The sequence below is a fragment of the Lujinxingia sediminis genome (genome assembly GCF_004005565.1).
Classification (GTDB): domain Bacteria; phylum Myxococcota_A; class Bradymonadia; order Bradymonadales; family Bradymonadaceae; genus Lujinxingia; species Lujinxingia sediminis.
The window spans coordinates 103,345-114,034 of record NZ_SADD01000015.1; the positions used below are offsets into that span (position 1 = coordinate 103,345).

Annotated in this window: 6 protein-coding genes; 5 read left to right on the forward strand and 1 reads right to left on the reverse strand. The window is 64.1% G+C overall.

The genetic code is table 11. The annotated features are described in order from the left end of the window. Positions 1-45: 45 nt before the first annotated feature. Positions 46-2,262 (forward strand): hypothetical protein, encoded by a 2,217-nt coding sequence (locus EA187_RS18325; RefSeq protein ID WP_127781202.1) that lies wholly within the window; start codon positions 46-48, stop codon positions 2,260-2,262. A 55-nt stretch (positions 2,263-2,317) separates the two neighbouring features. On the opposite strand, the gene EA187_RS18330 is transcribed toward EA187_RS18325, so the two are convergent. After that, entirely contained in the window at positions 2,318-2,737 is a 420-nt protein-coding gene (locus EA187_RS18330; protein ID WP_115607357.1) for an SseB family protein, read from the reverse strand. A 118-nt stretch (positions 2,738-2,855) separates the two neighbouring features. Between EA187_RS18330 and EA187_RS18335 the strand changes: the two genes are divergently transcribed. From EA187_RS18335 to EA187_RS18350, 4 genes are all read left to right on the forward strand, one after another. Continuing rightward, positions 2,856-4,799, forward strand: a complete 1,944-nt coding sequence (locus EA187_RS18335) for a 4Fe-4S binding protein (protein WP_127781203.1) — start codon at positions 2,856-2,858, stop codon at positions 4,797-4,799. Positions 4,800-4,881: 82 nt separating this feature from the next. Then, positions 4,882-6,192, forward strand: a complete 1,311-nt coding sequence (locus EA187_RS18340) for an AI-2E family transporter (RefSeq protein ID WP_127781204.1) — start codon at positions 4,882-4,884, stop codon at positions 6,190-6,192. Positions 6,193-6,306: 114 nt separating this feature from the next. Next, on the forward strand, positions 6,307-7,743 hold the full coding sequence (locus EA187_RS18345; protein WP_127781205.1) for a serine/threonine protein kinase: 1,437 nt from the start codon (positions 6,307-6,309) through the stop codon (positions 7,741-7,743). Between the two features lie 181 nt (positions 7,744-7,924). After that, a partial coding sequence (locus tag EA187_RS18350) for a response regulator (RefSeq protein ID WP_127781206.1) occupies positions 7,925-10,690 on the forward strand: 2,766 nt, incomplete at its 3' end.

Sequence of the window (10,690 nt, forward strand, 5' to 3'; positions counted from 1 at the left end):
AAGCCGAGGTGCGCCTGCCCTCGTCCCAGCCCTCCCGGAGAACCCATGACCCGTATCGACGGCTCCAACGCCCCCGCCCCCCTTCCCACCGACGAGGAGTTTGTCGGCCCGCTTCCCCCCACCTGCACCTCCTCGCCAGCGCAAAGCGCCGGCGCTTCGGGCGCATCATCGGTGAGCGAAACATCTCCGCAGACCGACGCCTGGGAGGAGCCCTCAAAACCCTCCCTCTTCGAGCGCGCTAAAAGCGCCGCCACCGGCGGCCTGGAGCGCGCCCGCAATGCCCTGGGCGACCCGGGCTCGTTGACCCGTGAGGCTTTTGCGCCCGTGGTCGACTTCTTTGAGCCCTCCCCCTCCACCACCGAGGCCATCAGCAAGGCTCGCCAGGCCGTCGAAGAGACCGTCACCCGCGTCACCGAAAACCTCGATCCCGAGACCCTCGAGAAGACCGCGCAAACCCTGGCCGAGAACCCCGAGCTCTTCGTGCAGGCCATCGAAAGCTCCATCGACCAGGCCCAGGCCACCGTCGACGCCGCCCGCAGTCTGGGCAAAGACGCCCTCAGCACCTTCGCCACCACCGTCGAGCAGCGCTTCGACGACAAGGTCGATGAGGCCAAAACCAACCTCAAAGAAGTCCAAACTAACATTAACGACGCCGCCAAAACCCTCGGCCAGGCCCACGACGCCATCTCCGACGCCATCGACCAAAAGATCGATCAGGAGATCACCGAGGCCAAAACCGCCATCAAAGAAGGCATCAAAGAGGGCGTGCAAGACGCGGTGGCGGCCTACAAGTCCTACGAGCTGGTCAACCGCGTCGTCGACTCCGCCATCGTCGGGGTCGCCTCGATGGCCGGCGACGCGGTGAGTAACGCCGTCGTCGGCATCGTCACCGGCGTTGGCGAAACCATCGTCAAAGAGCGCGAGGCCTACGAAGACGCCCTCGGGCACCTTGAAGCCGCCCACGACTGGGCCACCGGCCCTGTCAACCTCAGCGACGACAGCCTTGCGCAGATCGCCGCAAAGCTCATCGTCGGCGACTCTCGCGTAGCCTTCGCAGCCAGCGTCGTCCTCGATGCGCTCGAAGTGGCGCCCGACGCCGCAGAGGCCCTTCTTAAAGCCGCCAAAGCGCTCCCCTCGAAAGAAAACTTCAACGCGATGCTCGATGATATTCGGCCCGGCGAAACCCGCGAGATCAGCGGTGAGCTCCTCGCCAAGCTCTCCATCGGCTTCGGGGCCAGCGTCAGCTCGTCTCGCACCATCGAGATCACCCGCGACGCCAAAAACCCCAACTTCATCGAGATCACCTTCAAAGACGCCGACGCCGGAGCGCTGGTTTTAGGCAAAAGCGTGCAGGGCCAGGGCGCCTCGCTTGACGTTGGACTCAAACGCACCGACAGCGCCACCCTGCGCTTCGACACCCGCGAGCCCGCCCAGCTCAACCGCGCGCGCATGTCCACCACCGCCGCCTTCTTCTCGGTCGATCCCGACACCCTCGCCAATGTCTTTAAAGATCACTACGTCGCCACTCGCCAGGAGTTAGCCACCTCCATCTCCGGCTCCGCCTCCCTCCTCACCCTCCCCCTGGGCATCGACATCGGCTCCACCACCACCGTCGCACATGAGCACCGCCGCGATAACGACACCTCCATCCACCGCTTCGAGATGGGCATCAAGCCGGAGCTCTCCCTGGGCAAAGATCTTTTCCAACTTCCCCCCGAGGTCTTCGCCTCCCTCTCCCAGAATGCACCCGACGCCGTCTCCGGCACACTCGCCGAAATCTTCGCCTCCCAGACCGGCGGGCAGGTGGGGCTCAAGGCTGGCCTCTCCGCCGAGGCCACGATGGCGGTGGAGTTCCACAACATCACCCCCCAGACCCTGGAGGTGGACCTCAAGCTCACCGGCGATCTGGCCGGCCCCGAACATGAGCTTCACCTCAAGGTCACGCTTCACGATCTGCCCGAGCTCGCAAAAGCCCTCGACCGCACCCCGGACGATCTGGCCCGCGCCCTCAACGAGGGCTCAACCACCCTGGCCGAGCTCTTCAACATCGTCGGCAAACCCGCCGAACATCTGGAGGTCAAAATCACCCGCTCCAGCACCCAGTTCGAAGGCACAAAAATCGACATGATGGGCCTCAAACTCAGCAACGGCACCCGCCAGAAGACCGAAGAGGTTTGGAGCCACTTCGGCGCCCGTGAGCCTGCCGCTGAAGCCGAGCTGGCCCCCTTCAGGGCCGCACTGCATCACGACATCTCCATCTGATCCGACGCGTCAAACGCGCGGTGCGGCATCGCGTCGCACCGCGCTCCCCCCGGCCTCACTCCAGATCATCAAGCCCCATCCGGGCCGCGTAGGCTTTGATGGCGGCCACCGGCGCCCGAAAGGTCTCTTCGCTGCCGATGTTAAAGACCACGCCCACGATCTGCTCCTGAACTGCGACGATTCGCTCCATCGACTCGCGCGGGTCGAGGACCAATAATTGCACCGAGCCATCGGGGGCGGCGCGCCCGACCTGGCGGCTGAACTCCTTGATACGCCGCACGTTGGTAAAGGCCACAAGCCAGGGCTCCCCCTCCAGCAGGGTTACCATCGGCGTTGATGGGCCGTCCTGGCGTTCGGTGGGCAAAAAGTACCAACCCTTGAGCAAAAACACCGCGCGCCAGAGCGCCTCGATGTTCTCTGTGGTAGGTTCGCGACGGGCGCGGGCGACATAGTCGCGGATCTCGAGTGCAGACATCGACTTCTCCTGATAGCGATCGCGCCGGGAATCCAACGCACCTCTTTCCCTCTTTTCCAAGCGCAGCACTCGACGTCAAGCACCACCGCTCCCAAGCCGTATGCCGTAGGTCCCTTCCATGCGTCTCCCATTGTTGCGGCTCGCCAGCCTTTTTCTCATCACCCTGATCGTGGGCGTCTTTCCCCTGGCGTCGTGGGCCCAGGGCGCCGATCAGGCGCACGCCAGCAACGAGCATGCCGCCCACGATCACAGCGAGCATGCGCCTGCCGATCCGCAGGGCGGAGCCTCCGCGGAGGTCCTGGAGTGGATCTGCCCGATGGAGTGCAACGATCTTCGTTTTGAGGAGTTCACCAGCTGCCCGATCTGCGGCATGGATGTGGTTCCCCACCGCGTGCGGCGCGTCGCCCCGGGTGATGAGGCCATGTTCGGCGAGCTGGATGAGGGGGGATTTTTCGACAGTGAGGCGCTGATGAGCGAGGCCGAGGTCATCGCCGAGCGCCCCGAGCGCGCGCTGATGCCCGGCGTCCCCAACTGGATCTTTTATCTGGGCTGTGCCCTGCTCATCGCCCTCTCCTTTGCGCTCTTGCTCGCGCTGGGCAAACCCACGCGCAACATGCAAAAGACCTCCAAACGCTGGGATTACCCCCGCTTTGAGCTCACGCGACTGGCCTTCTTTAAGGCCTTTGTGACCTGGCGAGGCTTCCAACCTCTGGTGCAGCTGCCGGTCGTCGCGCTCTTCATCCTGGTGATTGTCGCCGGGCTCATCGGCTCCCAGGATCCCTCCCGCAACATCGCGCCGGTGCTCACCTGGAACATCTGGTGGATGGGCCTGATCTTCTTTGCGTTTTTTGCCGGCGAGATCTGGTGCACGGTCTGCCCCTGGATGGCGGTGCCGGACTGGATTAAGCGGCTGAGCGCAAAACTCCCGGGCCGCGACCGCGCCATCGGCCTGGAGCGCACCTGGCCGAAAGCGCTTCGCAACCTCTACCCGGCCATCCTCATGTTCATGGCGCTGACCTGGCTGGAGCTGGCCTACGAGGCCCCCTACCGCCCGGCGCTGACCTCGATCATGGGGCTGGCGATGGTGGCGATGGCGGCGGCCTCCCTCTTTATCTTCGAGCGCAAGGGCTTCTGCCGTTACGTCTGCCCGGTGGGGCGCGTCACCGGCGCCTACGGCACCACCGGCATGCTGGAGATCCGCCGGCGCGACGCCCAGATCTGCAAATCCTGCCAGACCAAAGATTGCTTTCACGGCAACGAGCGCGGCCTGCCCTGCCCGACCGGCGAATTTATGGGGGCGATGAATGAGAACAGCTACTGCACCATGTGCACCGAGTGCCTGAAAACCTGCCCTCATGACAACATCGGCATCAACGTGCGCGCGCCCATTGCCGACCTCTTAGGCCCGCACCGCAAACGCCTCGATGAAGCATGGCTGCTGCTGGCGATCTTCCTGGTCACGATCTTCCATGGCCTGGCGATGATCCCTGTCTGGACCCGCCAGACCGTCCCGCCGCTGCGCGACTGGCTCGAAGCCACGCTGGGAGTAGACCCGGGCTACCTGACCACGTTCACCCTGGGCATGGCAGGCTTCTTCGGAGCCTCCACGTTGCTCTACCTGGGAGTATGCCAGCTCTCCAAATGGGCCAGCGGCAACGTCTTCTACCGCCTGCGCGACTTCTTCATCGCGTATGCCTACCCCCTGCTTCCTGTGGCGCTGGCCTACCACCTGGCCCACAATGCGCTGCACTTCTTCTACGAGGGCAGCAAACTTCTGCGACTTATCAGCGATCCCTTCGGCTGGGGCTGGGATCTTTTTGGCACCGCGCGCAGCCCGCTCTCGATGGTCGTTCCCCTGGAGTGGCTCTGGGGTGCCCAGCTCACGCTGGTGCTCCTGGGCAACCTGGCCACGCTCTGGCTGGTCAATCGCGCCACGCACCGCATGTTCGGCAACCGCCGTCAGGCCATCAAGGCGCTGATCCCGGTGGCGATCTTCGCGCTCTTGCTCAGCGTGGCAGCCCTCTGGTTGCTCTCGCAGCCCATGGAGATGCGCACCGCCTGAAAACTCCCCTGTGATTTTCTGATCTGAGCGCGTATTTACTTCGCCTTCGCCCCGGCTATGCTAGCGTGCCCTGGGGGCAGGCATGTTGCCGCCCCTTGTCTTATCCTCTTTTTTGCGTCCTCTCTCGGCGCATCCCCTGGCCATGACCCCCGAATCTCCCCAGACCGAGCCCCGTGATTCGAGCGCGGGCACGCCCGACGCCTCCGCCAGCTCCGACGAGCTGCGCACGGGCACCTTCGCCGCGCTTCACGACGTGCACGTGATGCGCATCGCGCTGGTGCTCATCGCTCTGGCCGCCACCATCGCGGTCTTGAGCTTTGCCAAAACCATCCTCATCCCGGTCGTCCTTGCCTTCTTCCTGAGCTACGTGCTCGCCCCCTTTGTTAACGCGCTGATGCGGGTGCGCCTGCCGGGAACGCGCCTCTTTTTGCCGCGCGGGGCGGCCGCCTTAATCATCGTCGTGCTGGCAGTGGGGCTGACCGGAGTGGTGGGCACCTTCATCGGCGACCAGGTTCGACGTCTGGCGCTGGAGGTGCCTAACTACCAGGATCGCCTGGTCGACAACCTCACCGAGCTGCGCGGCAACATCACCGAGTTGCAGCTGCGCGTGGAGAGCGCGCTGGAGCCCCTGCGCCGAGAAGACGAGGCCATCTCCCCCACCGCCGCCCCCCTCGGCGATGACGATCGCCTCGACACCGCCGAGCGCGTTCAGGTCTTCCTCGACCAGGGCAGCGGCGACTTCTGGGGCACAACCTCCTCCTTTATCGCCGGCGGCATCACCGGTTTTCTGGGCTTTATGGCCCAGGCCCTGATGTGCATCTTCGTGCTCGTCTTCGTGCTGGCCCAGGGCCCGGGCATGCGCCAGCGGGTGCTGGAAGCAGCCGGAAACGGCCCGCGCAGCCGCCACGCCATCGACGTGATCCTGCGCAACGTCAACGAAGACGTACAGCGCTACCTCTTTAACCGCTTCGCCACCAACACCTGCGTGGCCATCATCACCGGCGTCTCCCTCTACATCTACGGGCTGGATTTCGCCTTCTTGCTGGGCATCTTCGCCGGCCTTTTCAACTTCATCCCCTACGTCGGCCCGATCATCGGCACGGTCTTCCCGGCCACGGTGGCCTACATGCAGTTTGGTGACCTCACCGATGTGTTCTGGTGCGTGCTCATTTACGGCAGCATCACCGGACTTGAGGGCAACCTGGTCACCCCCTTTACCATCGGCCGACATCTCAAACTCAACAGCCTTGCGGTGCTGCTCTCGGCAATCTTCTGGGGCTGGATCTGGGGAGCCCCGGGGCTGCTCCTGGCGATCCCGATTGTGGCCACGCTCAAATCGGTCTCGGAGAACATCGACGATCTTCGCCCCCTGGCCGCATTCTTGCGAGGCTGACACGCCGCGGGGGTTCGCGGCGTTCGAGGCCTCCTTTGGTTCTTGCCCCGGGCCACACGCTCCCCCTACAATCGCGCCTCCTCCACACCCCTGCCAACGGCGGAGTTGCGCGCGATGCTCACTCTCAAAGACGGTCGCTACCACTGCAGCGAGATCCTGGGCGAAGGCTCGATGGGCCGCACCTACCTGGCCACCGACCACGAAAGCGGCCAGCAGGTTGCGCTCAAAGCGCTCTACCCCTCTCGCCTGGCCACCCTCAAAGATTTTGAGCTCTTTGAGCGCGAGGCCCGCATCCTCCAGCAGCTCGACCACCCGCGGGTGCCCGCCTACATCGACGCGTTTTGTGAGGGGGAGGGCGACGCCGTCTGCTACTACATCGTGCAGGCGTATGCCGGCGGGGGCGATCTGCGCGCGCTTCTCGACAGCGACGTCCGCTTTGATGAGGAGCGCCTCCTGGATCTGATGATCGCCCTGGCCGAGATCCTCGACTACCTCCACACTCAGGAGCCGGCGGTGGTCCACCGCGACTTAAAGCCGGCCAACATCATCATGTGCGATGAGGGCAAGACCCCGACCCTGGTCGACTTCGGCGCGGTGCGCGAGGTGGTGCGCCTGACCATGGGTGGCGGCTCCACCATCATCGGAACCTTTGGCTACATGCCCCCCGAGCAGCTGATGGGCCGCGCGCTCCCCGCAAGCGACCTCTACGCGCTGGGCATCACCTCATTGGAGTGTTTGACCCGGCGCACCCCTTCCGATCTGCACGGCGAAGACGCCGCGGCCATGATCGAGGAGCTCAACGGCGTCTCCACCGACCTCAAGCGCGTCCTACGCAGACTCTGCGCTCCACGCATCGACGAGCGCTACCCCTCGGCCGGAAATCTTCTCCAGGATCTCAAGCAGCTCAAAAGCGCCCAGACGCTCATTCATATCGACCGGCTTGAGCGCGACATCGCCCGCCGCCAACGCGAGCGCGAGAAAGCTCTCGTCAACGCCACCGGCACCGCGGTGACATTTCTGGCCGGATTGATTGGTTTTGTGATCCTGGGGGCGGGCTTTGTCGGCGCTATTCTCGTGCTCCGTGAGCTGATCACCAACCTGGAACTCCCCATCATCGTGGCGATGGCCGTGAGCATCGTCGGGCTGCTGGTGCCCCTGGGTATTCTCGCTACCCGCTACATTCGCGACGCCTGGCAGCCCCCTCCGGCGAACTGGCTCAACCTCAAAGCCACATTCACCGGCATCACCCGTGAACCTTATGGCGAGGGCACCCAGGTCTGCTACTACCTCAACTACACCTTTGAACACCGCGGGCAGCCCTTCGAAAAAAAGATCACTCTGGCCATCACCAACGCCAACCCCTATTTCCAGAATACTAAAGTTCTTGAGCGCATGAGCCGACTTCATGACCACGCCGGCACCGAGTTCGATGTCTTTGTCGATCCGGCCAACCCCCACAATCACGTCAGCGTCGAGTTCTACGACGCCGAGCAGAACTTCGTTGAGCCGGTCCACCACTTCGCTTCCAACCAGGTCCACCACCCGGCTTAAGCTCACCGGCGGGCCAGCCGGGCAGCCTTGTGTGGCAGCCGCGCAGAGTCTAAGATTCCCGCGCAGCCGTGACATTTTCTGAGCTTCCCGGCAGCCCTAAATCTCGATCTTTTACGACTGCGGTCTGTCTCCTCTTCGGCGCATTCAGACCCTCTCCTCAGCGCACGGTCAAGGAGTTCGCGTGGCGAACGATACCATCCTCATTGTCGATGCGGACACCAAGTCCCAGAAGGTCCTGGAGGTCAGCTTCAAGAAGGCCGGCTATCGCGTCGTCCTGAGCGACGCCATTGCCCGCGCCCACGAGCTCATCGAGGCCGAGCCCCCCGCGCTGATCATCAGCGAGACGACGCTTCCTGACGGCGACGGCCTGGAATTCTGCGCTGACTTAAAGATCACGCCCGAGACCGAGCAGATCCCCTTTATCTTTCTGACCGAAGAGCGCTCCATCACCGAGAAGATGCGCTCCTTTGAGCTGGGCGCCGACGACTATCTGACCAAGCCGGTCTACATCAAAGAGATCACCACCCGCGCCGAGCTTCTGATTCAGCGCCGAGCCAAAGAGCAGCTCAGCGGCGCGGAGCGCGACGAGATGCAGGGCAACCTGCGCGACATCACCATGATCGACCTGCTCCAGCTCATTGAGCAGGAGCAGCGCTCGGGCTCGGTGCGCATCCGCCGCGGCTCGCGCCTGGCGGCGGTCTTTTTCCGCAAGGGCAACCTCCTCGACGCGGTCTGCGGAAAACTCCAGGGCGAACACGCCATCTACCGCATCATGCTCTGGCCCGAAGGTGACTTCGTGGTGCGCTACCACGACACCGACCAGCGCACCGACCATATCGAAAAAGACGCCTCCGAGCTTTTGCTCGAAGGGCTCAAGCGCGTCGATCTCTTCGGCGAGTTGATGGGCACGATGCCGCCGCTGGAGCGGGTTTATGAGGCTGATTACCAGCGTTTGCCGGCGATGCTCTCCCTGCTCCCCGCTGAGGTCGAGCGCCTGGTACGTCTCTTCGACGGCTACCGCCGCATGCGCGATGTCATCGATGACAGCCCGCTCGACGATGTCACCACTCTGCAAATCATCTTAAAGCTCGTCGACGAAGACATTCTCCACGAAGTGATTCCGGCTGCTGGCCAACCCGCACCCGCCGACCCTTCCCCCTCGAATCTCGACGACTGGCTGCGCACTCCCTCGGGTCGCGTGGTCGCCCCGGCCGACGATCCCTCCCATAGCACCGAGGAGGAATTCTCCGACTCCACCGACCGCATCAGCAAACCGGCCGTCGGCGATATAGAGCGGGCCATGGCCGCCGCCGGCGACGAGATCGACACCGAAGAGCTCCCCCGTCAGGCCGACGAGGGCAACGAAACGCGTCAGAGCTCCGGCGGCGGTCACTGGAAGTTCCACTGGGATGACGACGACGAGCGCCCCAACACCGAAGAGCTCCCGGCGACCGCACTCAACGCTCCCCTCTCCAACGATGAGGCCGACGAGGCCCAGGCCGAGGGACTTCGCGAGCTCGAAGATCAAGAACGACGGCGGCGCGAGGCCGAAGCCCGGCACCTCGCCCAACAAAAAGAAGCCATGGAGGCCGCCCAGGCCAGCGAACCGGTGCCCACCGCCGAGTTTGACGCGCCCGCCGACGAGCTCCCCTCCGAAGAACTCCCGCCCGAACCTCTCGACGATCGCGACATTCCCGCCAGCGATGCCACTGGCGAGCTCTACGTCGCCGATCTGCTCGCCCGCAAGCCCCCGGTCGGACGCCAGCGCATCCCCACCCCCAGCGCCTCGCCGGCCCAGGCACTGGCGGCCGATGAGCCTCTGCCTAACGCCTCCGGCGCTGACGCTTTTGCCCCCGACCCCACCGGCGACCCCTTAAGCGACGACGACCTCTTTGGCGACGATAACGCCTATCGCGACACCGAAGATGACGATGCCTTCGGCCTCTTCGACGACGAGCCCGAAGGCACTCTGCCCGGCGTCGGCGGGGAGCGTACACCCACCGCTCCCCACACCACCGATCGCAGCGAGCGGGAGACGGCCAGAATCCGCATCCCTGACGAGATCAAACGCGCTCGCGAAGAAGCCCGCCAGGCCAGCGAAGACGCCGCTCTGGAAACTACCGACGCTCGCGAAGACGAAGCGGCCGGAGCCCCCCTCGAAGACGCCGACCTGGAAACTACCGGCGCGCTCGAAGACAACGCATCCGAAGACCCCCTCGAAGACGCCGACCTGGAACATACCGGCGCGCTCGAAGACAACGCATCCGAAGACACCGGTGTCCTCTCCTCCGAGAGCAGCGACGCACCTGACGACGCCTTCGCCAACCCGGACTTCGCCCCCGAGGTCAACCTCGACGAGATGTCCGAGCCCGAGCCTCTCTACGGGCCGCAAAGCGACGAAAACGAAGCCCCGCAAGCCATTGAAAACAAAGACAAAACCGACGAAGAATCACTACCTGCAGTCCAGCGTCATAGCGCCGACAACACCATCGTCTCTACCCAATACACCCTTAAGAAACGTCGCGCCCCCGGTGTCCTCGCGGCCGGCTCCGCCTTTGACGACGACGAGCCCACGCCCGCCCCGATGATCGATCCCAGCACCGCCCACACCTCCCTGGAGGAGGGCAACACCACCGACACCCCGTACGCAGACGCTCGCTCCAAACAGGTCGACACCGACCCCGATCTCGACACCTACCTCACCGAAAAGGACGCCGAGTCCCCCGAGGGCAAAGGCAACGGCGCCCCCGAATCGACTTCCGAACCCAGGCCGGAAAACGAGCCCGAGAACGAGTCCGAGCCCGAGTCCGAGCCCGAGTCCGAGAACGAGAACGAGAACGAGAACGAGAACGAGAACGAGAACGAGAACGAGAACGAGAACGAGAACGAGAACGAGAACGAGAACGAGAACGAGAACGAGAACGAGAACGAGAACGAGAACGAGAAC